Source organism: Roseateles sp. P5_E8 (genome assembly GCF_054177665.1).
The window spans coordinates 1-25,149 of the sequence record NZ_JBGCUM010000047.1; the positions used below are offsets into that span (position 1 = coordinate 1).

Annotated in this window: 26 protein-coding genes and 1 tRNA gene; 12 read left to right on the forward strand and 15 right to left on the reverse strand. The window is 68.0% G+C overall.

What is annotated here, in order from left to right; genetic code table 11:
• Both ACXRVZ_RS21435 and ACXRVZ_RS21440 read right to left on the reverse strand, forming a co-directional pair.
• Nucleotides 1-1,014, reverse strand: a 1,014-nt coding sequence (locus ACXRVZ_RS21435) for an ROK family transcriptional regulator (RefSeq protein WP_458232803.1), incomplete at its 3' end; no start/stop codon positions are given.
• A 261-nt stretch (nt 1,015-1,275) separates the two neighbouring features.
• A complete protein-coding gene (locus tag ACXRVZ_RS21440; RefSeq protein ID WP_457425406.1) occupies nt 1,276-2,316 on the reverse strand; it encodes a LacI family DNA-binding transcriptional regulator in 1,041 nt (346 codons plus the stop codon).
• 604 nt (nt 2,317-2,920) lie between these two features.
• Here ACXRVZ_RS21440 and ACXRVZ_RS21445 point away from each other — a divergent pair.
• A complete protein-coding gene (locus ACXRVZ_RS21445; RefSeq protein WP_458232804.1) occupies nt 2,921-4,060 on the forward strand; it encodes an MFS transporter in 1,140 nt (379 codons plus the stop codon).
• A gap of 109 nt (nt 4,061-4,169) precedes the next feature.
• Here the strand turns inward: ACXRVZ_RS21445 and ACXRVZ_RS21450 are convergent, their stop codons facing one another.
• The 5 genes from ACXRVZ_RS21450 to ACXRVZ_RS21470 form a co-directional block, all read right to left on the reverse strand.
• A complete protein-coding gene (locus ACXRVZ_RS21450) occupies nt 4,170-4,421 on the reverse strand; it encodes an Arm DNA-binding domain-containing protein (RefSeq protein ID WP_457425410.1) in 252 nt (83 codons plus the stop codon).
• Between the two features lie 181 nt (nt 4,422-4,602).
• Nucleotides 4,603-4,678, reverse strand: a tRNA-Ala gene (locus tag ACXRVZ_RS21455).
• Nucleotides 4,679-4,757: 79 nt separating this feature from the next.
• Nucleotides 4,758-7,346, reverse strand: coding sequence for a [protein-PII] uridylyltransferase (locus ACXRVZ_RS21460; protein ID WP_457425412.1), 2,589 nt, complete (start codon nt 7,344-7,346; stop codon nt 4,758-4,760).
• A 1-nt stretch (nt 7,347) separates the two neighbouring features.
• Nucleotides 7,348-8,166 (reverse strand): type I methionyl aminopeptidase, encoded by an 819-nt coding sequence (map, locus tag ACXRVZ_RS21465; protein ID WP_457425414.1) that lies wholly within the window; start codon nt 8,164-8,166, stop codon nt 7,348-7,350.
• Between the two features lie 12 nt (nt 8,167-8,178).
• Entirely contained in the window at nt 8,179-9,003 is an 825-nt protein-coding gene (locus tag ACXRVZ_RS21470) for an undecaprenyl-diphosphate phosphatase (RefSeq protein WP_457425416.1), read from the reverse strand.
• A gap of 137 nt (nt 9,004-9,140) precedes the next feature.
• On the opposite strand from ACXRVZ_RS21470, the gene ACXRVZ_RS21475 reads away from it, so the two are divergent.
• The 3 genes from ACXRVZ_RS21475 to ACXRVZ_RS21485 all read left to right on the forward strand — a co-directional run bounded on the left by ACXRVZ_RS21475 (nt 9,141) and on the right by ACXRVZ_RS21485 (nt 11,960).
• Nucleotides 9,141-9,767 (forward strand): TetR/AcrR family transcriptional regulator, encoded by a 627-nt coding sequence (locus ACXRVZ_RS21475; RefSeq protein WP_457425418.1) that lies wholly within the window; start codon nt 9,141-9,143, stop codon nt 9,765-9,767.
• 51 nt (nt 9,768-9,818) lie between these two features.
• On the forward strand, nt 9,819-10,472 hold the full coding sequence (locus ACXRVZ_RS21480; protein WP_457425420.1) for a protein-L-isoaspartate O-methyltransferase family protein: 654 nt from the start codon (nt 9,819-9,821) through the stop codon (nt 10,470-10,472).
• Between the two features lie 141 nt (nt 10,473-10,613).
• Nucleotides 10,614-11,960: a TolC family outer membrane protein gene (locus ACXRVZ_RS21485; RefSeq protein WP_457425422.1), complete on the forward strand. Its 1,347-nt coding sequence runs from the start codon at nt 10,614-10,616 to the stop codon at nt 11,958-11,960.
• Between the two features lie 29 nt (nt 11,961-11,989).
• On the opposite strand, the gene ACXRVZ_RS21490 is transcribed toward ACXRVZ_RS21485, so the two are convergent.
• Nucleotides 11,990-12,487, reverse strand: a complete 498-nt coding sequence (locus ACXRVZ_RS21490; protein WP_457425424.1) for an Lrp/AsnC family transcriptional regulator — start codon at nt 12,485-12,487, stop codon at nt 11,990-11,992.
• 108 nt (nt 12,488-12,595) lie between these two features.
• On the opposite strand from ACXRVZ_RS21490, the gene yedA reads away from it, so the two are divergent.
• The gene (yedA, locus tag ACXRVZ_RS21495; RefSeq protein WP_458232805.1) at nt 12,596-13,504 is read left to right on the forward strand and encodes a drug/metabolite exporter YedA; all 909 of its coding nucleotides are present in this window, start codon (nt 12,596-12,598) and stop codon (nt 13,502-13,504) included.
• Here yedA and ACXRVZ_RS21500 read toward each other — a convergent pair.
• On the reverse strand, nt 13,473-14,336 hold the full coding sequence (locus ACXRVZ_RS21500; protein WP_457425426.1) for an MBL fold metallo-hydrolase: 864 nt from the start codon (nt 14,334-14,336) through the stop codon (nt 13,473-13,475). The genes yedA and ACXRVZ_RS21500 overlap by 32 nt on opposite strands.
• A 37-nt stretch (nt 14,337-14,373) precedes the next feature.
• On the opposite strand from ACXRVZ_RS21500, the gene ACXRVZ_RS21505 reads away from it, so the two are divergent.
• Genes ACXRVZ_RS21505 through ACXRVZ_RS21520 form a run of 4 tightly spaced genes read left to right on the forward strand, consistent with a single transcriptional unit; the run spans nt 14,374 to nt 16,832 of the window.
• A complete protein-coding gene (locus tag ACXRVZ_RS21505) occupies nt 14,374-14,802 on the forward strand; it encodes a YeeE/YedE family protein (protein ID WP_457425428.1) in 429 nt (142 codons plus the stop codon).
• Nucleotides 14,799-15,197: a DUF6691 family protein gene (locus tag ACXRVZ_RS21510; protein WP_457425430.1), complete on the forward strand. Its 399-nt coding sequence runs from the start codon at nt 14,799-14,801 to the stop codon at nt 15,195-15,197. The genes ACXRVZ_RS21505 and ACXRVZ_RS21510 overlap by 4 nt, the downstream gene beginning before the upstream one ends.
• Nucleotides 15,198-15,213: 16 nt before the next feature.
• Complete coding sequence (gene yaaA / locus ACXRVZ_RS21515) at nt 15,214-15,993, forward strand: peroxide stress protein YaaA (protein ID WP_457425432.1); 780 nt, start codon at nt 15,214-15,216, stop codon at nt 15,991-15,993.
• Nucleotides 15,990-16,832: a 2OG-Fe(II) oxygenase gene (locus ACXRVZ_RS21520; RefSeq protein WP_457425434.1), complete on the forward strand. Its 843-nt coding sequence runs from the start codon at nt 15,990-15,992 to the stop codon at nt 16,830-16,832. Before yaaA ends, ACXRVZ_RS21520 begins: the two co-directional genes overlap by 4 nt.
• Nucleotides 16,833-16,841: 9 nt before the next feature.
• Here the strand turns inward: ACXRVZ_RS21520 and ACXRVZ_RS21525 are convergent, their stop codons facing one another.
• Together ACXRVZ_RS21525 and ACXRVZ_RS21530 are read right to left on the reverse strand one after the other, a co-directional pair.
• Entirely contained in the window at nt 16,842-17,954 is a 1,113-nt protein-coding gene (locus ACXRVZ_RS21525; protein ID WP_457425436.1) for an aldo/keto reductase, read from the reverse strand.
• A 13-nt stretch (nt 17,955-17,967) separates the two neighbouring features.
• On the reverse strand, nt 17,968-18,807 hold the full coding sequence (locus ACXRVZ_RS21530; protein WP_457425438.1) for an SDR family NAD(P)-dependent oxidoreductase: 840 nt from the start codon (nt 18,805-18,807) through the stop codon (nt 17,968-17,970).
• A 95-nt stretch (nt 18,808-18,902) separates the two neighbouring features.
• Here ACXRVZ_RS21530 and ACXRVZ_RS21535 point away from each other — a divergent pair, with 95 nt between their 5' ends.
• Entirely contained in the window at nt 18,903-19,805 is a 903-nt protein-coding gene (locus ACXRVZ_RS21535) for a LysR substrate-binding domain-containing protein (RefSeq protein WP_457425440.1), read from the forward strand.
• 12 nt (nt 19,806-19,817) lie between these two features.
• Here the strand turns inward: ACXRVZ_RS21535 and ACXRVZ_RS21540 are convergent, their stop codons facing one another.
• Genes ACXRVZ_RS21540 through ACXRVZ_RS21555 form a run of 4 tightly spaced genes read right to left on the reverse strand, consistent with a single transcriptional unit; the run spans nt 19,818 to nt 23,633 of the window.
• Nucleotides 19,818-20,768, reverse strand: a complete 951-nt coding sequence (locus tag ACXRVZ_RS21540; RefSeq protein WP_457425442.1) for a DUF3667 domain-containing protein — start codon at nt 20,766-20,768, stop codon at nt 19,818-19,820.
• Nucleotides 20,765-21,313: a LuxR C-terminal-related transcriptional regulator gene (locus ACXRVZ_RS21545; RefSeq protein ID WP_457425444.1), complete on the reverse strand. Its 549-nt coding sequence runs from the start codon at nt 21,311-21,313 to the stop codon at nt 20,765-20,767. The genes ACXRVZ_RS21540 and ACXRVZ_RS21545 overlap by 4 nt, the downstream gene beginning before the upstream one ends.
• A gap of 5 nt (nt 21,314-21,318) precedes the next feature.
• A complete protein-coding gene (locus tag ACXRVZ_RS21550) occupies nt 21,319-22,398 on the reverse strand; it encodes a substrate-binding periplasmic protein (protein ID WP_457425446.1) in 1,080 nt (359 codons plus the stop codon).
• Between the two features lie 5 nt (nt 22,399-22,403).
• A complete protein-coding gene (locus tag ACXRVZ_RS21555; protein WP_457425448.1) occupies nt 22,404-23,633 on the reverse strand; it encodes a hypothetical protein in 1,230 nt (409 codons plus the stop codon).
• A 106-nt stretch (nt 23,634-23,739) separates the two neighbouring features.
• Here ACXRVZ_RS21555 and ACXRVZ_RS21560 point away from each other — a divergent pair, with 106 nt between their 5' ends.
• The gene (locus ACXRVZ_RS21560) at nt 23,740-24,447 is read left to right on the forward strand and encodes a CoA transferase subunit A (RefSeq protein ID WP_457425450.1); all 708 of its coding nucleotides are present in this window, start codon (nt 23,740-23,742) and stop codon (nt 24,445-24,447) included.
• Nucleotide 24,448: 1 nt separating this feature from the next.
• Nucleotides 24,449-25,087, forward strand: a complete 639-nt coding sequence (locus tag ACXRVZ_RS21565) for a 3-oxoacid CoA-transferase subunit B (RefSeq protein WP_457425452.1) — start codon at nt 24,449-24,451, stop codon at nt 25,085-25,087.
• The last annotated feature ends 62 nt before the right edge of the window (nt 25,088-25,149 follow it).

The window sequence follows — 25,149 nt, forward strand, 5'->3', positions numbered from 1 at the left end:
GCCCAAGACAATGGCCGTTGGCCTGAAGGTGGACCACACGTTCTGCAGAAGGACGCCCAAGGCGTCCCCCGCGTTCTCAAAAGCCTTGTCCCGGCGCGGCGGCTTTCGCCTTGCCAGCGCAGCTGCAAGGCTGACGGCCGTGACTTCACGATCACTGGGTATGCCGACGGCCGTCGCCACCGCTCTCAAGCCGATGTACGCCTCCGCACAGCCCTTGCGTCCGCAGGAACATTGCCGCCCGTCTGGATGCATGATCGTGTGCCCGATCTCGCCGCCGGCGCCGGTTGAGCCAGCGAAGAGCGCGCCGTTCAGCACAATCCCAGCCCCGACGCCGGCATTGCAGCTCACGTAGACCAGGAGGCCGTCACTGCGGTTGTCTCCGAATTCACTTTCCCCGATCACAGCCGCGTCCGCCTCGTTCAGGCAATGAAGCGGTATGTGCTGCAAGCCCGCCTTCTGCAGGCCGCGCGATAGCGGCCCTCTCACCGCCACACCGCGCCAGCCCAGATTCGGCGCCACGTCGATGACACCTCGGTTGACATCCACGGTGCCCGGCAATCCGACGCCAATGCCCAGGAGTTGCCCGCCCGCTTGCGTCGCTCTCGCGGCCTCTGCCGTGATGAGATGGCTCAACTGATGCAGCGCCAGCTCCGGCAGGCGGTCCCGAAGTGGTTCGACCAACGAATTGAGCACTTCACCATGCACGGTCGTGCTCACGACCCGGATGCTGTCGACACCCAACTCACTACCGATCAGAACCAAGCCGCTGCCATCGATGCGCAGAGGCGTCGGCGGGCGGCCCAGTGTTCCCGTTCCTGCCGCGCTTTCCTCTGCGACCCACCCCTCCTCGAGCAACTCGTTGACCAGGCTGCTCACGGTGGATTTCGTCAGTCCAGTGCGTTCGGACAGCGCCGCCCTTGACTGGGCGGGCTCCGCAAAAAGGGCGCGCAGCAGCACGGTCCTGTTGATGGTCTTGACGAAGTGTTGATCGCCGATCACCGGGGTATCGATCATGAGCGAGGTCTTCCGTCAAACATCGGCGCCAAGGCAGTCTCCTGTGCGGGCGGTTCGTCAGCGACCCATGAGCGCTGCATGCCCTGATAAAACTTTACTAAAGACTAAACGTTTAGTCTTCGAATGTAAACAGGGAATGGCAAATCTGTTGGATTGACCTTCTGTCGCTGGGCGCTGGGCGCTGGGCGCTGGGCGCTGGGCGTGCCACGCCCGCCCGCGCAAGGTGACTGGATTGGCGGCCGATGAGGCCGGGATCTAGCGCTATGCGGCTACGCGACGCTTGGCGCCGGACCGCCTGGCCGTCGCAGGAGCAGCGGAAGTGACAGAACTTTCCCGCACCACCAGTTCGACCGGCAGAACGATCTCTCCCGGGCCCGTGTTGTCTTCTATCAACGCCATCGCGGCCTCACGGCCTATGGCTTCCTTGTCCACACGGATGGTGGTCAGCGACGGGCTGCCGCGGGCAGCGACGGCGATGTCGTCGTAGCCGACAAATCGAATGTCCTGCGGAACGCGCAAGCCTGCTTCAGTACAGGCCGCGATGGCATTGAGCGCGGTGTCGTCGTTGAACGCAAACACGGCGTCGGGCGGTGAAGGCAGGGCCAGCAACTGGCGCATCGCTTGCCGTCCAGCCTCGGCGTACTCCAGGCTGGTGTCCAGTTCCACCTCCAGATTCGGATTCGCCAGCAGGCCAGCTTCGAACARCGCCGATCTGAAGCCCTTGGCCCGTTGCGACATCGAGGCGTGCGTCAGCGGCCCGATGATCAAGGCCGGCCGCTGCGCGCCGCCTGCTATGAGATGCTGCGTAGCGAGATAGGCTCCGCGAAGGTTGTCGTCACTGATGCACCGGTAGGCGGGATGGGAGTTCAGCGCAAGCACCATGGGCAAGTCGCAATTGCGCATTGCATTCATGATCTCCGGATCGAAGTGACCCATGGCCAGAAGCGCGTCCGCGCTGTCACGGTGCACCTGCCTCGCGATGTCGTCGCCAGCAGCCACTGACAGCAGGCTCAAGGACACGTCTTCTTCACGGCAGGCGGACTCAACGCCGTGCAGCACCAGCGAGTAGAACTGGTTCGCGGCGACCGCGCCCAGCACGCGCGGGTAGAGGAAGAGGATGCGACTCGGTCTGCTCTTGCGCAAGCGGGTGACGTCATACCGAAGGGTTGATGCCACCTTCAAAATCTGAGCGCGCGTCTCGTCCGAGAGGCCGGGCTGGCCCTTCAAAGCCCGGGACACGGTCCCAATCGACACCCCCGAAGCGAGAGCGATCTCCCGCACGGTGATCTTTTTCCCAGGCATTGAGCTTCTCTTTGGCCAGCACAGCGCGTCCACAAACGCGCACCAAGCTGCGCGGCAGGCATCGTCATGTTGTGATAGCCGCGAGCAATTGAAGCTCAGTTTACTAAACTTTTAGTGCCTCATTAGTATTGGTGCTTGGAACCCCAAAGTGCCTTGATTGAGGCCGAGACCGCTAGCCAGTCGACGCGCGAGCAGCTGCCTCCAAAGCTGGACGACCGTTCCCCCCGGGACTGATCATTGATGCCGACCACCGGCCGGGGGAGTCGATGACCGCTTCACGCCACTGACCGGGCGGTCAACTTCGTGGGGCGAACGACGGCAGCCKCTGCAAAGCCGACTCACCGAGCTGTGTCACCTGCTGGCTGCCGCCGGTGCTCATGGTGACTGGATTGCGTGCTCATCGATCTGGCCTGGACGTTGATGAGGAGCGTGCCCCCGCGCGCGTGGTGGCGAACATGGCCTGGCCGTTCTTCAAGCTCGCCCAGGTGGCCGTGAAGGGCGTCGTCGCACCGGCGGATGCGTCTGACAGCAAGGGGCCGGCCAAGCCCAAGCCCTGAAGTCCTCCGACAAGCAAGGACTGGCCCCGGGCGGCGAAGATGCCGCCATGAATGCCTTTACGACACGCCAGCTCTGGCTGCTGGCCCTGGCCAACTTCGTCATCGGCATGGGCGGCTTCGTCGTGGTGRGCGTGCTGACGCCGGTGACGCAGGCCTTCGGCGTCACGCGGCCAGAGGCCGGTGCGCTGATGAGCGTCTACGCTGCCACCTATGCGCTGACGTCGCCGCTGCTGGTGGCCGCCACCGGCCGTGTCGACCGCCGGCGGCTGATGAGCATCGGCCTGGCGCTGTTCGGCGTCGGCTCGCTGGCGGCAGCGCTGGCGCCGAGCTTTGCGTGGCTGCTGGCCGCCCGGGCGCTGATGGCGCTGGGCGGCGGCATCGTCACGCCGGTGGCGGCGTCGATCGGCGCGGCCCTGTCGCTCGCCGAGGAGAGGGGCCGCGCACTCGCCATCGTCTTCGGCGGCCTGACGTTCGCGCAGGTGCTGGGCGTGCCGGCCGGCGCATGGCTCGGTTATGCCTTCGGCTGGCCGGCGGCCTTCGCGGTCGTAGCGTTGCTGTCGCTGTTGGGCTTGGCGGTCATCGCGCTGGCGCTGCCGGCAGGCATCGCGGTGCCGGTGGTCAGCCTGGCCAGCCTCGGCGCCGTGCTGCGCAGCGGCCGGCTGATGATCGCCGTCGCCTTCACGGCGCTGTTCATCGGGGCGCTCTACGTGCCCTACACCTTCATCGCGCCGTTGCTGGAGACGCTCTACGGCCTGAGCCGTGATGGCGTGACCGGCATGCTGGTGCTGTTCGGCATCGGCGCCGTCATCGGCAACGCGATGGGCGGCCGGCTGACCGACCGCGTCGGTTCGCGCCGCACGCTTGTTGCGCTGTGTCTGGCGCAATGTGTGCTGATGCCGGCGCTGACGCTGCCGACGTGGCCGTTGCCGGTCGTCGGCGTGCTGATCACGGTGTGGAGCGTGTTCGGCTGGAGCTTCATGGTGCCGCAGCAGGCGCGGCTGGCGGCGCTGGACCCGGCGCGGCTGCCGGTGCTGTTCGCGCTGAACGCGTCGGCCATCTACGTCGGCGCGACGCTGGGGTCGGGCCTGGGCGGCGCGGTGCTGAACGGGCTAGGGCTGCATGCGCTGGGCCTGTTCGGCGCGGCGCTGGCGCTGCTGGGGCTCGCGTCGCTGGCCTTCAAGCGCTGACCTTCGATATCGGCACGGTCAGGGCAAGTACCGAGGATCGGGCGGCACTCTCGTTTGCATAGTGACCCACACACACAACGAGAGGTGCTTTTGGCCTGCAAAACTGCATTCATGGTGATGATGACGGTCGTTTGCGCAAGCGCGATGGCTGGGGCTTCCGGCAGCCAGGAGCGGCGGGTCGCGCCGCTGGCATGAGCGTCTTGCGCTTGCCGTCGAAAGAGTAGTCGAAGCGCCAGCCATGCGAGCCGCCCTTGACGAACAGAAGAAGGTAGAGCCCTGCGCCGTCGCCAAGCCGGGGCCTGGGATCGCCCGGCTTGATGGCTTTGATGGTGGCGTTTGAGGGGATGAGGTGCTGCGGCATGCAGTAACTTTTCAGCGGGAACGTCGAAATTTTCGAGTTACTGCGCCAGCTACTGCAATGTGATCTCGGATCTCGTGGGATCGCTTGGGACTGTTAGGAAAAGAAAAAAGCCCTAGAGCTTTGATTCTCAAGGGCTTTTCGGAGTTTCCGGGACGGTGCGGGACCGCTTGGAATGATCGGTTGGTGGAGAGGAGGAGGATCGAACTCCCGACCTCCGCATTGCGAACGCGGCGCTCTCCCAGCTGAGCTACCCCCCCACGCGACGCGGCAGTATAGCCACGCGGGTCCCGACAAACGCACCCGTTGCGCGCGCCAGTTCACTGGCCTGGCGGCCCCTCAGGCCGGCAGCGACACGGCGTCCAGCAGCTCGGTCTCGATCTGCAGTTGCGCCTTGTTGTGCTGGAGGGCCGGGCCGTCGAGCAGGAAGGTGTCTTCCACGCGCTCGCCCAGCGTCGAGATCTTGGCGAGCTGGAGGTTGATGCCGTGCCGCGCCAGCACGCGGGCGATGGCGTAGAGCAGGCCGGCGCGGTCGCTGGTGGAGATGGTCAGCAGCCAGGCGGTGGCGCGCTCGTCGGGGCGCAACGAGATGCGCGGCGTGTAGGGGAAGCTCTTGACGCGGCGGGACAGCCGCCCGCGACGCGGCTCGGGCAGCGGGCCGCCGGCCAGCAGGATGGCGGCGAGCTTTTGCTCGACCATGGGCACGAGGTCGCGGTGGTGCACGTCCGCCTCGGGGCGGATGGCCTGGAATGTGTCCAGCGCATAGCCCTTGCGCGTGGTGTGCACCTTGGCGTCCAGGATGCTGAAGCCGGCCGTGTCGAAGTAGCCGCAGATGCGGGCGAACAGGTCGGGCTGGTCGGGCGCGTAGACCAGCACTTGCAGGCCTTCACCGATGGGCGAGGGGCGGGCGCGCACGACGGGCACGGTGGTCTCGACGTGGCGCCACAGCGAGCGCGCATGCCAGGCCAGTTCGGCGCCGTCGTGGCGGGCGAAGTAGCTGACGGCCAGCGTCTTCCACAGCGGCTCTTCGGTGCCGGGCAGCTGGGAGTGCAGGGCCAGGCCTTGCCGGGCCTCCTGCTTGCGGGCCTCAATCTCGGCGTCGACGTTGATCTTGGCGCCGCCTAAAGCGCGCAGCGTGATGCGGAAGAGGTCCTCCAGCAGCTTGCCCTTCCAGGCATTCCAGACCTTGGGGCTGGTGCCGCGGATGTCGGCCACCGTGAGCAGATAGAGGGCCGTGAGGTGGCGCACGTCGCCGACCTTGGCGGCGAAGGCGGCAATGACGTCGGGGTCGGAGAGGTCTTCCTTCTGCGCCACGCGCGACATCGTCAGGTGGTGCTCGACGAGGAAGACGCACAGGGCCGTCTCCTCGGCGTCCACGCCGTGCTGGCGGCAGAAGCGCTTCACCTCCACGGCGCCCAGCTCGGAGTGGTCGCCGCCGCGGCCCTTGGCGACATCGTGGAAGAGGGCGGCGATGTAGAGCAGCTCGGGCGTGTCGAACTGCGCGGCGAGCTGCGAGCAGAAGGGGTACTCGTGAACATGCTCGGGCACGAAGAAGCGCCGCACATTGCGCAGCACCATCAGGATGTGCTGGTCCACGGTGTAGACATGGAAGAGGTCGTGCTGCATCTGCCCGACGATGGCGCGGAACACCCACAGGTAGCGGCCCATCACCGAGGTCTCGTTCATGAGCCGGAACGCGTGCGTCTGGCCCTCGGGCGCCCTCAGCATGGCCATGAAGGTGGCGCGGTTGACAGGGTCGCGCCGCCAGGCGGCGTCCATCAGGCTGCGGGCGTTGTAGAGCGCCCGCAGCGTGCGTGCCGACAAGCCCTTGATGCCCGGCGTCTGCTGGTAGACGAGGAAGGTGCGCAGGATGGCGTGCGGGTCGCGTTGGTAGAGATCGTCGCTCGCCACCTCCAGCATGCGGCCGCGGTCGCGGTAGTCCGGCTGGCCCTCGATGGCGTGCAGCAGGCCTTGCTGGGATTCGTTGATCTGCTCTTCCAGATTGAGCAACAGGATCTGGTGCAGCTGGGTGACGGCCTTGGCCGCCCAGTAGTAGCGCCGCATCAGCACCTCGGAGGCGCGCTGCGAGGCCGTGCCCTCGAAGCCGAAGCTCTGGGCCACGGCGGTCTGCAGGTCGAAGACGAGGCGGTCCTCGCGCCGGCCGGCCACGGCATGCAGGCGGGCGCGGATGAGCGTGAGCTGGCCCTCGTTGCGCTGCAGCTGGCGGCTCTCGAACGGCGTGATGAGGCCGCGCTGCGCCAGTTCCTTCCACGTCCGGCCCAGGCCGGCTGCGCGGGCGATCCAGATCAGCATCTGCAGGTCGCGCAGGCCGCCGGGGCTTTCCTTGCAGTTGGGCTCCAGCGCGTAGGGCGTGTCGTCGAACTTGGTGTGGCGCTGCAGGCTCTCCAGCGTCTTGGCGCGGAAGAAGGCTTTCGGGTCCATGGCCAGCATGAAGCGCTTGGCCATCTGCTTGAACAGCCGGGTGTCGCCGGCCAGCGGGCGGGCTTCGAGCAGGGCTGTCTGCACGGTCACGTCGCCCTCTGACTCGCTCAGGCATTCGCCCAGCGTGCGCACCGAGGAGCCGATTTCCAGGCCGACATCCCAGCAGGCGGTGATGAAACCCTCGATGGCCGCCTTGATGGCGCCGGGCACATGGGCCTCGACGCCGTCGGGCAGCAGCACGAGCACGTCGACATCGGAATGCGGGAACAGCTCGCCGCGGCCGTAGCCGCCAACGGCGGCGAGGCAGGAGCCTTCCGGCATGCCGGCCTGTGTCCACAGCGCGCGCAGCGTGTCGTCGACATGGCGGGCCAGGCGGCGCAGCAGGCGCTGGGCATCGGCCTGCGTCGGGCGCTCGGCCAGGAAGCCGTCGATCAGCGCCTGCTTGCCGGCCTTGAACTGCTGGCGGAGATCGGCGAGCGTCGCCACGTCAGGCGGTGACCGCAGCCTGCGTGATGAAGGCCGGCGGCGGTGGGCTGCCGGCGGACACGGTCATGACTTCGTAGCCGGTGTCGGTGACGAGGATGGTGTGTTCCCACTGGGCCGACAGCGACCGGTCCTTGGTCGCGATGGTCCAGCCATCACCCATCTCGCGGATCTCGCGGCGGCCGGCGTTGATCATGGGCTCGATGGTGAACATCATGCCGGGGACCAGTTCGTCCAGCGTGCCGGGGCGGCCGTAGTGCAGCACCTGCGGGTCTTCGTGGAAGACCTGGCCGATGCCGTGGCCGCAGAACTCGCGCACGATGGAGAAGCCGGCGTTCTCGGCAAAGGTCTGGATGGCATGGCCGATGTCGCCCAGGCGCGCGCCGGGCTTGACCTTGGCGATGCCCTTCCACATGGCTTCATACGTGAAGGCGCACAGCCGCTTGGCGGCGATAGAGCCCTCGCCGACGACGAACATGCGGCTGGTGTCGCCGTGCCAGCCGTCCTTGATGACGGTGACGTCGATGTTGACGATGTCGCCGTTCTTCAGCGCCTTCTCGTTCGGGATGCCGTGGCAGACCACCTGGTTCACCGACGTGCAGATCGACTTCGGGTAGGGGATGTAGCCGGGCGGGCAGTAGTTCAGCGGCGCCGGGATGCCTTGCTGCACGTTGACGATGTAGTCGTGCGCGAGCTTGTCCAGCTCGTTGGTCGTGATGCCCGGCTGGACGTGCGCCGTGAGCATGTCCAGGACTTCGGACGCCAGGCGTCCGGCGATGCGCATGCCTTCGACATCGGCAGCGGTCTTGATCGTGATGGCCATGCGCGGATTATCTCAGTCGGCCCAGACGACTGTGCCGGTCATCCACGTCGCCAGCACGACGATGCCGAAGGCGATGCGATACCAGGCGAAGGGCACGAAGTTGTGCGTGGCCACGTAGCGCAGCAGCCAGCGCACGCAGGCCCAGGCGGCCAGGAAGCTGACGATGAAGCCGACGGCGAACATCGGCGCGTCGGCGATGGACAGCGCATGGCGTTCCTTCCACAGGCTGTAGCCGCCGGCCGAGATCAGCGTCGGGATGGCCAGGAAGAAGGAGAAGTCCGTTGCCGCCTTGCGCGACAGGCCCAGCAGCATGCCGCCGATGATGGTGGCGCCCGAGCGGCTGGTGCCAGGGATCATGCCCAGGCATTGCACGAGTCCGACCTTCAGCGCGTCCAGCGCCGTCATGTCGTCCACGCTCTGCACGCGAGCGACCGGCTGGGCGCGCTTCTCGGCCCACAGGATGATCAGCGCGCCGACGATGAAGGCGCCGGCCACGACTGGCGCATTGAAGAGATGCGCCTTGATGGCCTTGTAGACCGTCAGCCCGACGAGGCCGGCCGGCAGGAAGCCGATGGCGATGTTCATCACGAAGCGCTGCTGCTTGGCGCTGTTGGTGATGCCGCCCAGCGCCTCGCGGATGCGCGCCCAGTAGACGATCAGCACGGCGAGGATGGCGCCGCTCTGGATGGCGATGTCGAAGACCTTGGACTTGGCGTCCGTCATGCCCAGCAGGCTGCCGGTCAGGATCAGGTGGCCCGTGGACGAGACCGGCAGGAATTCGGTCAGCCCTTCGACGATGCCCATGATGGCGGCTTTGATCAGCAGGATGACGTCCACGTAAAAGGCTCCGAAGGCTGGGAATGCAAAAGGGCGGCGCAGTGTAGCGAGGGCCTGTTGCAGGACTCGTGCCGGAACTTGCCGCGCGCTGACCCCAGGGCTACATTACTGACCCTTCGGTCATTAACTTCGCCGTCTTGGCCACTGCCACCCCCCGTCAACGCCGCAAGGACGCCCGCCCGCAGGAACTGCTGGACGCGGCGCTGGAGCTTTTTGTCGAGAAGGGCTTTGCCGCCACGCGCAGCGAAGAGGTCGCCGCGCGCGCCGGTGTGGCCAAGGGCACGCTCTACCGCTACTACCCGAGCAAGGACGAGCTGTTCAAGGCCATGGTGCGCGAGAACCTGTCCGTGCACATCGCCGAGTCGGCGGCCCAGGCGGCGCAGTACGAGGGCCCCATCGCCGAGCTGTTGAGCCAGATGATGCAGGCCTGGTGGGCCAAGGTGGGCCATGGCAATGCGGGTGGCGTCTGCAAGATCATGATGGTCGAGGCGCGCAACTTCCCGGAGCTGGCCCAGTTCTATGTCGATGAGGTCATCAACCCGTCCAAGCAGCTCATCGGCGGCCTCATCGAGCGCGGCATCCGCAGCGGCGAGTTCCGCGCCGTGCCGGTGGAGGCGACGGTGCACCTGCTGATCGCGCCCATGCTGCACATGCTGCTGCACGACCACTCCTTCGGCAACCACGACGTCTGCCACCAGACCATGAGCGCCGAGGCCTTGCTGGAGGCGCAGATGTCGTTGCTGCTGCACGGCCTGCTGGCTTAGAGGGTCACCTAGAATTTTGCTTTTTGCCGTACCCCGCGCCCGGAGAACAAGATGAATCTCGAACAAGCCCGCTTCAACATGATCGAGCAGCAGATCCGCCCCTGGGACGTGCTCGACCCCAGCGTGCTGGAGCTGCTGCACGTCGTGCACCGGGAGGACTTCGTGCCCGAGGCGCACCAGCATCAGGCCTTTGTCGACGTCGAGCTGCCGCTGACCGCCACGCGCCGCATGCTGGCGCCCAAAGTCGAGGCGCGCCTGTTCCAGGAACTCAAGGTGCAGCGCCACGAGAAGGTGCTGGAGATCGGCGCCGCCACCGGCCACCTGGCCGCGCTGCTGGGCCACAAGGCGCAGCGCGTCATCGCCGTGGAAGCCGATGCCGGCCTGGCCGCCCAGGCCGCCGCCAACCTCAAGCGCGCCGGCGTGCTCAACGTCAGCGTGCTCAACCAGGACGGCGCCAGCGGCCTGGCCGCCGAGGAACCCTTCGACGCCATCCTGCTGTCCGGCTCGGTGGCCGCCGTGCCGCAGGTGCTGCTCAACCAGCTCAAGGTCGGCGGCCGCCTGGTGGCCATCGTCGGCGACGAGCCGGTCATGCGCGCCGTCATCTTCACGCGCACCGGCGCGAGCGACTTCCGCCGTGTCGAACTGTTCGACACTGTGGCCGGCCGCCTGCCCGGCTTTGCCGAAGCGCCCGCCTTCAGCTTCTGAGCTGGATGGACGCCGCCCGTCGCCGCCAGACGCCGCCTGCCGCCTTTGGGGGGCAACTCGTCACATGGCTTCAGTCACCGTCGGGCTTTGCGTCTATAACCCCGGCCGCTGCTTAAAACATTGCTCCAGCCAAGGAATCCCATGCTTCTCGTCACCGCCCAACGCCTGACCCTGCAACCGCTGGCCCTTGCCGCCTGCCTTCTGCTCGCCGGCGCGGCCCAGGCCCAGAGCCTGCAGGAGCTCTATGACGCCGCGCGGGGCTATGACGCGACCTTCATGTCCAGCCGCGCCACCGCCGACGCCGCAGCCGCCCGCGCGGCCCAGGCCGAGGCGCTGATTCGCCCCTCGCTGGGCCTGTCGGCCTCCGGCACCCAGTCGCGCTCCGATCCGCCCGCAGGCAGCGCGGTCAACAACCGCACGCTGACGGCCGGCCTGCAGGGCCGCTATTCGGTCTACAACGCGGCCAACATGCCCACCATCGACAAGGCCCGCCGCGGCTACGAGGTGGCGCAGGCCGATCTGGAGTCGGCCGAGCAAGACCTCATCGTCCGCCTGGCCACGGCTTATTTCGACGTGCTGGCCGCCAAGGATGCACTGACCACCTCGCAGGCCAACAAGGCCGGCATCGCCGAGCAGTTGGCCTCGGCCAAGCGCAATTTCGAGGTCGGCACCGCCACCATCACCGACACGCGTGAAGCCCAGGCCCGCTACGACCTGGCCGTGGCCCAGGAACTGGCCGCCGACAACGACCTGCGCGTCAAGCGCGTGACGCTGGACCAGTTCGTCGGCCGCGTCGGCGTCGAGCCCAAGGGCCTGGCCGTGCCGGTGGCGCTGCCGGCGCTGCCGAGCACCAACGTTGACACCTGGGTCGCCACCGCCGACGAGCAGCACCCGGTCGTGCGCAAGGCCCGCCTGGGCCTGGAAGTGGCCCAGCTCGACACGCAGATCGCCCGTGCCGGCGAGAAGCCGACGCTGGACGCCAGCGCCTCGCTGGGCGGCCAGAACCTGCACAACAACCTGAGCGGCGCGGCCGCAGCGGCCACCGGTGTCGGCACGTCCAAGACGGCCAGCATCGGTCTGACGCTGACCTACCCGCTCTACAGCGGCGGCCTGACGCAGAACCGCATCAAGGAAACCCTGGTGCTGGAGGACAAGGCCCGCAACGACCTCGACTTCGCGCGCCGCGCCGTCTCCGAAGCCACGCGCCGCGCCTTCTTCGGCGTGCAGTCGCTGAAGGCCCAGGTCGCCGCCTACGAGGCCGCCGAGTCGTCCACCAAGCTGGCGCTGGAAGCCACTCAGCTGGGCTACAAGGTCGGCGTGCGKGTGAACCTGGACGTGCTGAACGCSCARACCCAGCTCTACTCGACCCAGCGCGACCTGGCCAAGGCGCGCTACGACGTCGTCGTCAACAGCCTCAAGCTGCGCCAGGCCTCGGGCCAGCTGCGCGCCGAGGACGTGAACGCGGTCAACACGCTGCTGGTCAAGTAGTCAACGCGTCACCTCACCCAGGAGCCCCGCTATTTGCGGGGCTTTTTCTTGGCCGGCACGGCGGCGATGGGGGCCTGTTCGGTCGTGGGCAAGGGCCTGATCGGCGCGTGCTCGCGCAGCGCGTGCAGGATGATGGCCGTCGATGTCGGCGCCTGCTGGCAGAAGCGCGACAGCGCCGCCCGCAGATGCGCCACGTCGCGCACCGCCAGTTCGAGGATCCAGCTGTCCTCGCCCGTCACGCCGTAGGCGGTCAGCACCTCCGGGCTCGATTCGAGCGCCCTGGCCATCGACGCGTCGTCCAGGCTGGCGATGCGGATGATGGCGCGGATGCCGTAGCCCAGCTTGCCGGCATCGACGACGGCCCGGTAGCCGCAGATGACGCCGCCTTCCTCCAGCTTGCGCACGCGCTCGGTGACGGCCGGCTGGCTCAGGTGCACGCGCCGGCCCAGCTCGGCCATCGTCAGGCGGGCGTCGGCCTGCAGTTCGGCCAGGATGCGGTGGTCATGGGGATCAAGCTCGATGGCCATGAAAGTCTCTTCAAAGCGGAGAAATATTATTGAATATTAAGGCGGCACGCTGAATCAACCTTCAATGCGCCCTGTCGCCGGAAGGCTGGAATTTCTACGATGCCCGCCATGAACACGACGACGCTGCCGCTCAAGACCACCCCCGGCCTGAGCCCGAAACTGATGCTCTGCCTGGCCGCGACGTGGCTGGTCTGGGGCTCGACCTACCTGGCCATCAAGCTGGCACTGGTCAGCCTGCCGCCCTTCCTGCAGATGGGCAGCCGCTTCCTTGTCGCCGGTGTGCTGCTGGCTGCGTGGATGCGCTGGCGTGGCGTGGCCTGGCCCAGCCGCAGGCAGTGGCTGCACGCCCTCGTCATCGGCGGGCTCATGCTGGGTGGCGGTATGGGCGGCACGGCGGTGGCCGAGCAGACCGTGGGCTCGGGGCTGGTCGTGGCCTTCATCGCGGTCATGCCGCTGATGATTGCCGGCCTCAACCTGCTGTGGGGGGAGAAGCCGAGCTGGGTCGAGAGCCTGGGCATCGCCTGCGGCCTGGTGGGCGTGCTGCTGCTGACGCAGGGGCAGGGCTTCGGTGCGTCGCCGGCCGGGCTGGCGGCCATCATCGTCGCCTGCGCGAGCTGGGCGGTGGGCAGCGTGCTGTCGCAGCGCGTCTGGCCGCTGGCGCCGGGTGCGATGGGCTTTGCGAGCGAGATGCTGGCGGGTGGCGCCGTGCTGATGGCCTTGAGCTGGTTCAACGGCGAGGCGCTGCCGTCGCACATTGAGGCCAGCGCGCTGTGGGCCTGGGCCTATCTCGTCGTTTTCGGCTCGCTGATCGCCTTCAACGCCTACATGGTGCTGCTGGCGKAGGCGTCGGCGGGGCTGGCGTCCAGCTATTCCTTCGTCAACCCGGTCATCGCCATGCTGCTGGGCGTGACGCTGGCCGGCGAGCACATCAGCGGCCACGAATGGCTGGCGGCGGGCATCGTGCTGGTGGGCGTGGTGCTCTTGCTCATGGGGCGGGGGCGCTCGGCAGGGCGTTGATGGGAATGCGCAGGTAGGCCACGCCGTTGTCCTCCACCGGCGGCAACTGGCCGGCGCGGATATTGACCTGCAAGGCCGCCAGCATCAGCGCCGGCACGCCCAGCGTCTTGTCGCGGGCCTGGCGCATCGCGACGAACTGCGCTTCGGTCGTGCCGTCGCGCACATGGATATTGGCGGCGCGCTGCTCCGCCACCGTCGTCTGCCAGTGCGCTTCGCGGCCTTGCGGATAGTCGTGGCAGACGAACAGGCGCGTCTCGTGCGGCAGGGTCAGCAGCTTGTGCATGGAGCGGTAGAGCTGGGCCGCATCGCCGCCGGGGAAGTCGGCACGGGCGCTGCCGAGATCGGGCATGAAGAGGGTGTCGCCGACGAACACCGCATCCTCGATGCGGTAGGCCAGGTCGGCCGGCGTGTGACCGGGCACGAGCAGGGCGGTAGCCGCCACGCCGCCGATCTGGAATGACTCGCCGTCGCGCAGCAGTCGGTCAAAGCCGCCGTCGACCACAGCCTGGTTGTAGAGCCGCCCGAACGTCGCCTGCACCTCGCGGATGTGCTCGCCGATGGCGATGAGGCCGCCGGCCTGCCTCTTCAGCCAGGGCGCGGCGGAGAGGTGGTCGGCGTGGGCGTGGGTCTCCAGGATCCATTGCAGGCTCAAGCCCTGCTCGCGCAGATGGGCCAGCAGCAAGTCTGCGGAGCGCGTGGACGTGCGGCCCGCTGCGGCGTCGTAGTCCAGCACCGGGTCGATGATGGCGGCCTGGCGCGTGGCCGAGTCGTGCACGACATAGCTGACCGTGCCGGTGGCGGGGTCGTGGAAACCTTGGATGGCGATGGGCATTCGGGTGTAGGCGAGCCGGTGATGCCATCATTTCTACATGAACATCGACTGGAACGTCTTTACCCCCTGGCCGGCGCTGGCCGGCGGGCTGCTCATCGGCCTGGCCGCAGCCGTGCTGATTCGCTTTGCCGGCCGCATCGCGGGCATCAGCGGCATCGTCGGCGGGCTGCTGCGGCCGGTGGCTGGGGACCGCGCCTGGCGGCTGGCCTTCCTGGGCGGGTTGCTGGCGGCGCCCTGGGTCTACACGCTCTTCGCCGGGCCGCTGGTGCCACGCATCGACGCCGGCTGGGGCACGCTGCTGGCGGCCGGGTTGCTGGTCGGCATCGGCACGCGCTACGGCGCCGGCTGCACCAGTGGCCATGGCGTCTGCGGCCTGTCGCGGTTGTCGCCACGCTCGGCGGTGGCGACGGCGGTGTTCATGGTGGCCGGCTTTGCGACGGTCTTCGTGCTGAGGCATCTGCTGTGAAGCACATCGTTGTTGCCGCCATCGCGGGTCTGGTCTTCGGCCTGGGGCTGATCGTGTCGGGCATGGTGTTCCCGGCCAAAGTGCTGGGCTTCCTGGACCTCGCTGGCGCCTGGGACCCTTCGCTGGCCCTGGTCATGGCCGGCGCCATCGCCGTGGGCCTGCCGGCCTTCGCCTGGGCACGCCGCGCCAAGCTGAAGCTGCCCGACTCGACCCGCATCGACCGCCGCCTGGTCGGCGGCAGCCTGCTGTTCGGCATCGGCTGGGGGCTGGCCGGCCTGTGCCCGGGGCCGGCGCTGGTGTTGGCGGGGCTGGGCGACGCGAAGGCGCTGGGCTTCGTCGCGGCGATGCTGGTCGGCATGGCGATCTTCGAGGCGCTGGAGCATCGCAAACGGTGAGCCAAAATCCGCGCCCATGCTGTTCCTGCTCTCGCCCGCCAAGTCACTCGACTACGACACGCCCGCGCCGCCCGAACTGGCGCCGGCGCTGACCCGCCCGCAGTTCCTCGACGACACCGCCGCCCTGATCGACGTGCTGCGCACCAAGACCGTGGCCGATGTGCGCGAGCTGATGGACTTGTCCGAGCCGCTGGCCCAGCTCAATGTCGACCGGTACAAGGCCTGGCGCCCGCGCTTCACCGAGCACAACAGCAAGCCGGCCGTGCTGGCCTTCAACGGCGATGTCTACGACGGGCTGGACGCCAAGACGCTGAGCGCCGACGACATCGCCTGGGCTCAAGGCCATGTGCGCATGCTATCGGGCCTGTACGGCATCCTGCGCCCGCTGGACCGCATGCAGCCCTATCGCCTGGAGATGGGCACGCGGCTGGCGACACCCGCCGGCGCCAGCCTCTACGACTGGTGGGGCGACCGCCTGGCCCTGCACCTGAACAAGCTCGCCAAGGCTGAAAAGGCGCCGGTCATCGTCAACCTCGCCTCGCAGGAATACTTCCGCGCGGCCGACCGCAAGGCACTCAAGCCCGGGGTCATCGACTGCCAGTTCGAGGACTGGAAGAACGGTGAGTACAAGATCATCAGCTTCTTCGCCAAGCGCGCCCGTGGCCTGATGGCGCGCTATGCCATCCAGCAGCGCCTGGAAACGCCGGACGGTCTCCGAGCTTTCAATCTGGACGGCTATCGTTGGGCCCCCGAGGTGTCATCGCCCGAACGCCTGGTTTTTCGTCGCAAGTCATGAGCCAACAAGTCATCACCCCCGAGCTCTGCGAATGGATCGCCGAGCAGACCCGTGCCGGGCATGCCTCCGAGAGCGTGCTGGCCGCCATGCTGGGCAGCGGCTGGGACGAGCAGGTCGCCCGACAGGCACTGGCGCGCACGCTCGGCCAGTCCGCCACGCTGACGCCGCCGCCCGGCGCCACAGCGGGCCTGCCCGAGCCCGACCTGACCCGCTTCACGCCGGTCGTCAACGGCGGTGACCGCCCCGTCAAGATCCTGATGGCGCTGCGCCAGCCGCGCGTCGTCGTCTTCGGCGATCTGCTGTCCGACGAGGAATGCGACGGCATCGTCGCCCTGGCCAACAAGCGCCTGGCGCGCTCCGAGACGGTGGCCACCGCCGCCGACGGCAGCGAGGTGAACGCCGCGCGCACCAGCGACGGCATGTTCTTCGAGCGCTGCGAGACGGACCTGATCCGCAAGGTCGAGTCGCGCATCGCCACGCTGCTGCGCTGGCCGCTGGACCATGGCGAGGGCCTGCAGGTGCTGCGCTACAGCCCGGGCGCCGAGTACCAGCCGCACTACGACTACTTCGACCCCGGCCACGTCAGCACGCCCAACATCCTCACGCGTGGTGGTCAGCGCGTCGGCACCCTGGTCATCTACCTGAACACGCCCGTGGCCGGCGGCGCCACCATCTTTCCGGACATCGGCCTGGACGTCGCGCCCGTCAAGGGCAATGCCGTCTTCTTCAGCTATGACCGGCCGCACCCGGCCACGCAGACCCTGCACGGCGGCGCGCCCGTCATCGAGGGCGAGAAATGGGTGGCGACCAAGTGGCTGCGCCAGGGCGTGTTCACCTGACCTGGTCGATCAGGCGTCCACCACCTTCATCTGCATCTCGTTCATGCGGCCGCCGCGAACGGGCGACGAGGCCACGGCGTCGTTGAGCGTACGCAGGTCTGCGGTGGACAGCTGAAGCCTGACGGCGCCCAGGTTCTCGTCCAGATGGTCCAGGCGTCGCGTGCCGGGGATAGGCACGATCCAAGGCTTCTGCGCCAGCAGCCAGGCCAGCGCCACCTGCGACGGCGTGGCGTCCCGCGTTTGCGCGAACCGTTGCAGCGCATCGACGAACACGCGGTTCTGGCGCAGGGCGGCCGCCGTGAAGCGATCGAATCCCGAGCGCAGATCGGCGGCCGCGTCCAGCCTGGTTTCCGGTGTCACCATGCCCGTCAGATAGCCCATGCCGACCGGCCCCCAGGGCACGAAGCCGATGCCCAGTTCCTCGCAGGCCGCCAGCACGCCGTTGCGCTCGACCGCCCGCTCCATGAAGGAGTACTCGGTCTGCACGGCAGTCACCGGCAGGACGGCATGTGCCCGCCTGATCGTCCTTGCGCTGGCCTCCGACAGGCCGAAATGCAGCACCTTGCCCTGCCTGACGAGGTCCTGGACGGTTCCCGCCACGTCCTCGATGGGCACCGCCGGGTCCACGCGGTGCTGGTAGAGCAGGTCGATTCGGTCCGTGCGCAGCCGCTTCAGCGAGGCCTCGACCGCCTTGCGGATCTGCTCGGGCCGGCTGTTGAGCCCGCCGGCCTCGATGTTGAAGCCGAACTTGGTGGCGATGACGACTTGGTCGCGCATCGGCGCCAGGGCCTCACCCACCAGGTCCTCGTTGGTGTACGGGCCGTAGACCTCGGCGGTGTCGAACAAGCTGACGCCGCGCTCGAAGGCTGTGCGGATGACGCGGATGCCTTGCCGCCGGTCGGCAGGCGGGCCGTAGTTGGCGCTGATGCTCATGCAGCCCGCGCCGAGTTCGGCGACCTTGACTTGCCCGAGCTGGCGGACTTTCATCGCATGCACCTGGTTGCCCGCGGCGGCATTTGAGAGCGGGGCAATGGCAAGGCCCGCGCCGGCCAGCGCCACGCGCGACAGGAAGTCGCGGCGGTCGCCATCGGGCATTTGTGTCGATGGATCGTTGGTGTTCATGGCGTCTGTCCTTTCAGCCGTCGATGGCGAGCGACGAGGACAGCGCGCGATGCGCATCGGCCTGCGCCAACAGCGCTTGCGCCTTGTCCTCGAAAGTCTTGACCGCATCCGCCCCCGCAGCGAAGCGTGCAGGCGGCGCGTCGAGCCCGGCCAACTGCACGATGGCGCGGGCCAGCTTCACCGGGTCGCCACCCTGCTTGCCGTCCATGCCGCTCCAGGCCGTGACTGTCTCCCGGGTGCGCTCGGCGTAGTCGGCAATCGACGGCGGCGCGAAGGTCGTGGATTCGGCGGTCAGCAGTTCGGTGCGGAAGAAGCCCGGCTCCACCAGCATCGTGCGGATGCCGAACGGCTCGATCTCCGGCGTGAGCGATTCCATCCAGCCTTCGAGGCCGAACTTCGCCGCTGCGTAGGCGGTGCAGAACATGCCGCCGGCGATGCCCGCCGTCGACGAGATCGTGAGCAGCAAGCCCGAGCGCTGTTGGCGCAGCGCCGGCAGCGCCGCTCGCACCACGTTCATCGGCCCGAACAGCAGCGTCTCGATCTGGCTGCGCACCTGCTCGGGGCTGAGCTCCTCGAAGAAGCCCGCGTAGAAGTTGCCGGCGTTGTTGACCAGCACGTCGAGCCGCCCGAGCCTGGCCCAGGTTGCCGCGATGGCTGCTTCGGCGTCCTGCGCATGGGTGACGTCCAGCTTCAGCGCCAGCAAATCCTCATGCGCGCCGATGGCGGCTGCTACCTTGGCGGGGTCCCGCCCCGTCGCCACGACGGCGTGGCCGGCTGCCAGTGCAGCCTTGGCGATGTCCACGCCCAGGCCCCGGCCGGCGCCGGTGATGAACCAAACTTGCTTCTCAGTCATTGCGTGCTCCAGATCAGATGGACGCAATGTAGGCAGCCGCACTGAAAAGAAAAATGGCTTAAATCTGAAAAGCTTGTGAAGCTAAGCTTCAAGACATGAAGCTCAATCAGCTCGACGGTTTGCTGGCGTTCTGCAAGGTGGCCGAGCACCGCGGCTTCACGGCGGCCGCTGCGGCACTGGAGGTGTCGCCGTCGGCCTTGAGCCAGGCCATCCGCAGCCTGGAGGCGCGGCTCGACGTGCGGCTGCTGAACCGCAACACCCGCAGCGTGAGCCTGACCGAGGCGGGCGAGGCCTACCTGGCCACGGTCGGGCCAGCGCTGGTGGACGTGCTGGCCGCTGCTGAGCGGCTGCACGCGCTCGACGGCCGGCCGTCGGGCCTGCTGCGGATCAACGCGGCGCGCATCTCCACCGCGATGGTGCTCAAACCACTGCTGGCGGGCTTCCTCAAGACCTACCCTGACGTCCAGATCGAGCTGACCAACGATGAAGGCTATGTCGACATCGTCGAGCGCGGCTTCGATGCCGGCGTGCGCCTGGGCGAGAGCGTGCAGAAGGACATGATCGCCGTGCCGCTGGGCAAGGCCATCAAGTTCGCCGTGGTCGGCTCACCCGACTATTTCCGCCGCTACCCCGTGCCCAGGCACCCGGCCGACCTGGTGCACCAGAACTGCGTTCGCTTCCGGTTCTCGGGCAGCGGCGCCATCCACAAGTGGGAGCTGCAGGTCGACGACCACATCGTCGAGTACGAGATCGGCGGCAACCTGACGGTGCGTGACTCGCTGTTCAACCTGGAAGCCGCGCTGGACGGCATCGCGCTGGCCTACGTCTTCGAGTCGCTGGCCCTCCCGCACATCAAGGCCAAGACGCTGCGGCGCGTGCTGACCGACTTCTCACCCACTTTCCCCGGCTTCTACCTGTACTACCCGAGCCGAAGGCAGCAGCCCGCCAAGCTCAAGGCGTTCGTCGACTACGCGCTGGCGCATTTCGCTCGGGCATGAACGCGCGGTCAGTCAAGCGGTCAGCGCAATCAAGACCACCAAGCTCAACGCCAAGCCTGCCAGCAACACGAAATAGAGGGCGCTCAGCAGCACGCCGCGCCACAGTGCGCCGAGCCAACCGAGGTTGTAGACGTGCCGCATCGCCATCAGGCCGTGGCCGAAGACGGCGAACATCATCGGCCCCTCCAGGTTGGTCTCGAGGGCCAGCAGCAGGGCCAGGAACCACAGGCTGTGGCTGTGCAGCGAGAACACGAAGTGCTCGGCATAGCGTCGCCCGCTGCCGGCAAACATCACCAGCAGCAGGGCGGCAAAGATGGGCTGCATGGCCAGCATGGCGTAGGGCGCCAGCGCACGGGCGCGTGACTTCCATTGCTCGAAGGTCATGGCCTCGGCTTTGTTGGCGACCAGCGTCACCCAGCGCGTGAAAGTGGTGCAGGTCTCCGGGTGAGCCAGGTCGCAGTCGCCGATCTTGGTACTGACCTTCACGCTCGTCGCGGCGCTGGCCCCTTTGGAGATCGCTTCCGCCGCAGCGGCGGTTTCGGCCGGCGTCTTGCCGGGCTTGACGCGCAGCCGGACGGGCTTGCCAGGTTCGCCCGGCGCGGTGACCTCCGTATCGGGTTCGACCGTCTGCGTCGGCCCCTGCGGCAGCAGCGCCCAGCCGACGAAGAAGATGAAGCTGGCGCTCAGGTAGACCCGCAGCGGCAACACATAGCGGCGCCGCCGGCCGTGGAAATAGGCGTTGGTCAAATGCCCCGGCAGCGCGACCAGCGCCCACAGCGTGCGCCACAGCGGGCCGTCGAAGGCGACGTAGTGGCCCAGGTATTCGGTGAACATCTCGCGCACCGACGGCGGATGCAGGTCGGTCTCCTGGCCGCAGTGGCCGCAGTAGACGGGGCGCGGCGCAGCCAGCGTGAAGTGGCAGTTGCGGCAGTAGGGCAGGGCGGGCGCGTGCGAATGACTCATGCGGACAACAGTTTGTGGATCAGGTCGGGCGTGCTGGCCGCCGCATATTTTTTCATCAGCCGCGCACGATAGACGTCCACCGTGCGGTGGCTGATGCCCAGGCGGCGGCCGATGAGCTTGCTGGTCAGGCCGTCGATGAGCAGCGCGGCGATCTCGCGCTCGCGCGGCGTCAGCTCGGCCGTCAGGCCGCGGCGGGCGGACAAGTCCTCGAAGCTCCAGATGCCGCGCGCATGCGGGTCCTTCGGGTCCAGCGCGCGGCCCATCACATGGCACCAGAACAGGCTGCCGTCGCAACGCTTCATGACGCGGTCATCGCCATAGCAGCCGCGCGCGTCCAGGCTGGCGACGATGCGGTCGCCGGTGCGCTGGAACTCGTCGTGCGAGGGGTAGAGCTGCTCGAAGCTGTGCCCCACGAGCTGCTCGCGCCGCGCGCCGAAGATGGCCAGCACCTGCTGGTTGCAGTCGCGCACGATGCGTTGTTCGGACAGGATCAGGCCGATGGGGGCCAGGTCGAAGGCGAGGCGGTAGTCAGGCATAGCGGGCATCGCCGTCACGGCAGGAAGACGATGCGCAGCGACGCATCGACGAGCGCCAGCGGCAGGTAGCCGATGGCGCCGGCATGGCGTTGCAGATGCGCCTTGATGGCCTCGGCGCCGGCCAGCTCGGGCGGCGCGCGGCGGCGCCCGCCGAACTGCTGGGCGGCCCAGGCGCTGCGGTACTCGGCGGCGGGTCGGCGCAGCACGGTGTTGAAGAACAGCTCGCGCTCGGCGGCGGCGTTGGTCATGACCGGCTCGGGCGCGCTGCCGTCGCGCAGGCGCAGGCGCTGCCCCAGGAAGATCTCGGCCAGCGTCTGGCGGCTGATGCCGCGCAGCGGGCTGTTCACCGACACGACCACCGCCAGCGGCGTGCCGACATGGGTGGTCAGCAGCTGCTGCACGCGGCCATTGGCCTGCAGCTGCTCGATGGCGGCGATGAGCTGGCGCGCCTCCACGCGGCCGCGTGCCGAGACCACGCAGCGATAGGGCCGGCTGCCCAGCTGCAGCCGCCACGGCGCGAGGCCTTCGATGGGTTCCTGGCTGGTGTACCAGCTCAGCACCGGCTGGCTGCCGGCGCCGTAGGGGTGGCGGTTGAGTGCCAGTTTGCGCAGCAGCTTCTCATCGCTGGGTGCTTCATCGCGCTTGAGCCGGCCTTCGGTGAACAGAGGCTCCAGGGGCGCGTGGAGCTGGCCTTGCACGCTGCCCACCGTGGCGCCGGCCGGCAGTTGCTCGACGCTGTCTGGCGCGGGCGAGGCCTCCTGGCCCAGCAGCAGGTCCTGGGTCTCGAACAGCACCGGGCCGGGCAGGGCGGCGTCGCGGCGGGTCGGCGTGATGTTGCAGGCCAGGTCCACGTCACCCGCCGACAGCGCCACTTCCACGCGCGGGCGGGGCAGCGGCAGCAGCTCCACGCCCAGGCGCAGCTGCTCGGCGATGGCCTTGGCCAGCTCCACGTCCAGTCCGCCCACCGGCTGCGTGTCGCGCCAGACGACAAAGGGCGGGCTCAGCGACTGCGCGATGGCCACGCGCAACTTCTCCTGGGCCAGCGCCGGCCCGGCCAGCAGCAGTGCGGTGAGGAGTAGGGCGGCGCGCGACATGGCGGTCAGAACACGAAGTCCAGGCTCGCGCTGAGCAGGTTGACGCGGCCGTCCCAGCCCGTGGCGCCGCCGCTGAACAGGATCTCGTCGTTGCGCGGTGTCAGCGTGTCGCGCGTGGAGCGCCAGTGCTCGAGCTGCAGCTTCAGCGCCGCGCGTTCGTGCAGGTCCCAGCGCAGGCCAAGCAGGGCGATCTGCCGGTCCTGGCGTGCCTGGAAACGGTTGTCCAGCGCGGTGATGCTGGCCGCCACTTCGGGCGGTGTGCCGGTGGCGACTTGCAAGCCCAACGGGGCTTCGCGGTAGCGGGTCCTGCCGTATGCGACAAAGGGCGTCAGCGCGCCCGTGCGATGCGACAGCAGCGCGTACCAGCCGTCCACCGACGCGGTGACCACCGAATTGCTGTTGCGCCGCAGGTATTCCATGTCCAGCGTCCACGGGCCCCAGGCCCAGGTCTGGCCGACCGTGATGCGGTCCACGGCAATGTCCCGTGTCTTGACCCGGTCGCCGAAGACGGCTTCGCAGTTGGGGCACGGCCCGCCCGGCTGGCGCAGCGAGGTGCCCAGGGCTTCCAGCGACGAGTTCAGCAGGTCCAGCCCGCCGCGCGAGAAACCGGCCCGCAGCGTGGCGGGCCCGACCTGCCAGCGCGCCGCGAGGCTGCTGAGGCTGCGGCCTACGGCCCGCCCCGAGTTGCTGCGGATGTCGAACCGGCCCCAGGCCACGTCCACGAACAGGCTGCCGCCGGCCACGTCGCCGTTCCAGCTCAGCGTGGCGCCATCGACGGGGTTGTTGGAGATCAGCTCATAGACCGTGGCCACGGGCCGCACGGTGACGCGCGCCAGGCCGACGCTGCGTGTCTCGGAATGCTGCTGCAGCGGTTGCGGCTGGCGGCCCACGCGCAGGCTCCAGGCGGGCGACAGCGTCCAGCCCAGGTAGAGCCACTCGGTGCGCGGCAGCCAGCGGCGGTCCACTTCGTCTGCGGCCTGCAGCTGCCAGACGGCCTGGACGGAATCGCTGATCAGCCAGCGCGCTTGCGCGCCCAGCACCGAGTCGCCATCCCAGCGCCAATCGCCGCCCCTGGAGGACTCGACGACGAAGCGGCGCGGCCGCACGGCAACCGTCTCGTCGTCGCCCCGGTAGGCGGACAGCGTGCCGAAGCCGCTGAACTCGACGTCGCCCGCCGTGGCCAAGGTGCTGGCCAGCAGCAGACAACTCGCCGCGATGCGCCGCCATGCCGACATGCAGCCTCTTTTGCTCTGGGGGGATTAGGCGATTCTACGTAACGCCATACGTAGGCCGGCGCGGATACGCTGTGCGCCTTCCCGAGGTTCAGATGGAGACAACGGCATGAACAAGGTGTACCCGAGCGCCGACGAAGCGCTGCGCGGCGTCGTGGAGGACGGGCAGTTGCTGGCCGTCGGCGGCTTCGGCCTCTGCGGCATCCCCGAGGCGCTGATCGCCGCGCTGCGCGACAGCGGCAAGAAGGATCTGACGGTCATCTCCAACAACGCCGGTGTCGACGGCTTCGGCCTCGGCCAGCTGCTGGAGACGCGCCAGATCAAGAAGATGATCTCCAGCTACGTCGGCGAGAACAAGGAGTTCGAGCGTCAGTTCCTGGCGAAGGAACTGGAGCTGGAATTCACGCCCCAGGGCACGCTGGCCGAGAAGCTGCGCGCCGGTGGCGCCGGCATCCCGGCCTTCTTCGTGCGCACCGGCGTGGGCACGCTGATCGCCGAGGGCAAGGAGACGCGCGAATTCGACGGCGAGACCTACATCATGGAGAGGGCGCTGACGCCCGACGTGTCGCTGGTCAAGGCCTGGAAGGCCGACAGGAGCGGCAACCTCGTGTTCCGCCGCACGGCGCGCAACTTCAACCCGGCGGCGGCCATGGCCGGCAAGCTGACCATCGTGGAGGTGGAGCAGATCGTCGAGACCGGCGAGATCGACCCGGACAGCGTCCACCTGCCAGGCATCTACGTGCACCGCATCGTTCTCAATGCGAACCCCGAGAAGCGCATCGAGAAGAAAACCCTGACGCTCAAGACGGAGGCCTGACATGCCCTGGACCCAAGACCAGATGGCCGCACGCGCGGCCCAGGAGCTGGAAGACGGCTTCTACGTGAACCTCGGCATCGGCATCCCGACGCTGGTGGCCAACCATGTGCCGGCGGACAAGGAAGTCTGGCTGCAGAGCGAGAACGGCATGCTGGGCATCGGCCCCTTTCCGACCGAGGACGAGGTCGACGCCGACCTCATCAACGCCGGCAAGCAGACCGTCACCACCATTGCCGGCTCCAGCATCTTCGGCAGCCACGACAGCTTCGCGATGATCCGCGGCGGCAAGATCAACCTGAGCATCCTGGGCGCCATGCAGGTCAGCGGCAAGGGCGACCTGGCCAACTGGATGATCCCCGGCAAGATGGTCAAGGGCATGGGCGGCGCCATGGACCTGGTGGCCGGCGTCAAGCGCGTCATCGTGCTGATGGAGCACGTCGCGAAGAAGAAGGATGGCAGCGAGGACCTCAAGATCATCCCCGCCTGCACGCTGCCGCTGACTGGCGTGGGCGTGGTGGACCGTGTCATCACCGACCTGGGGGTCTTCGACGTCGTGCCGGAAGGCCTCAAGCTCGTCGAGCTGGCCGAGGGCGTGACACGCGAGTTCGCACAAAGCAAGACCGGGGTTCCACTGCTCTGAGGTGTTTCATCAGGTAAGGCGCAGGGCGTATGTCACGTCCTGTTCTTGAGAGGCGTGCCGGA

Excerpts from the sequence above, each read along its gene's own strand:
- ACXRVZ_RS21500 (WP_457425426.1), bottom strand. The coding sequence starts at position 14,336 with ATGCCCATCGCCATCCAAGGTTTCCACGACCCCGCCACCGGCACGGTC.
- ACXRVZ_RS21525 (WP_457425436.1), bottom strand. The coding sequence starts at position 17,954 with ATGAACACCAACGATCCATCGACACAAATGCCCGATGGCGACCGCCGC.
- ACXRVZ_RS21505 (WP_457425428.1), top strand. The coding sequence starts at position 14,374 with ATGAACATCGACTGGAACGTCTTTACCCCCTGGCCGGCGCTGGCCGGC.
- ACXRVZ_RS21540 (WP_457425442.1), bottom strand. The coding sequence starts at position 20,768 with ATGAGTCATTCGCACGCGCCCGCCCTGCCCTACTGCCGCAACTGCCAC.
- ACXRVZ_RS21450 (WP_457425410.1), bottom strand. The coding sequence starts at position 4,421 with ATGCCGCAGCACCTCATCCCCTCAAACGCCACCATCAAAGCCATCAAG.
- ACXRVZ_RS21480 (WP_457425420.1), top strand. The coding sequence starts at position 9,819 with ATGAATCTCGAACAAGCCCGCTTCAACATGATCGAGCAGCAGATCCGC.
- ACXRVZ_RS21535 (WP_457425440.1), top strand. The coding sequence starts at position 18,903 with ATGAAGCTCAATCAGCTCGACGGTTTGCTGGCGTTCTGCAAGGTGGCC.
- ACXRVZ_RS21555 (WP_457425448.1), bottom strand. The coding sequence starts at position 23,633 with ATGTCGGCATGGCGGCGCATCGCGGCGAGTTGTCTGCTGCTGGCCAGC.
- ACXRVZ_RS21545 (WP_457425444.1), bottom strand. The coding sequence starts at position 21,313 with ATGCCCGCTATGCCTGACTACCGCCTCGCCTTCGACCTGGCCCCCATC.
- ACXRVZ_RS21565 (WP_457425452.1), top strand. The coding sequence starts at position 24,449 with ATGCCCTGGACCCAAGACCAGATGGCCGCACGCGCGGCCCAGGAGCTG.
- yaaA (WP_457425432.1), top strand. The coding sequence starts at position 15,214 with ATGCTGTTCCTGCTCTCGCCCGCCAAGTCACTCGACTACGACACGCCC.
- ACXRVZ_RS21550 (WP_457425446.1), bottom strand. The coding sequence starts at position 22,398 with ATGTCGCGCGCCGCCCTACTCCTCACCGCACTGCTGCTGGCCGGGCCG.
- ACXRVZ_RS21530 (WP_457425438.1), bottom strand. The coding sequence starts at position 18,807 with ATGACTGAGAAGCAAGTTTGGTTCATCACCGGCGCCGGCCGGGGCCTG.
- ACXRVZ_RS21490 (WP_457425424.1), bottom strand. The coding sequence starts at position 12,487 with ATGGCCATCGAGCTTGATCCCCATGACCACCGCATCCTGGCCGAACTG.
- ACXRVZ_RS21560 (WP_457425450.1), top strand. The coding sequence starts at position 23,740 with ATGAACAAGGTGTACCCGAGCGCCGACGAAGCGCTGCGCGGCGTCGTG.
- ACXRVZ_RS21520 (WP_457425434.1), top strand. The coding sequence starts at position 15,990 with ATGAGCCAACAAGTCATCACCCCCGAGCTCTGCGAATGGATCGCCGAG.
- map (WP_457425414.1), bottom strand. The coding sequence starts at position 8,166 with ATGGCCATCACGATCAAGACCGCTGCCGATGTCGAAGGCATGCGCATC.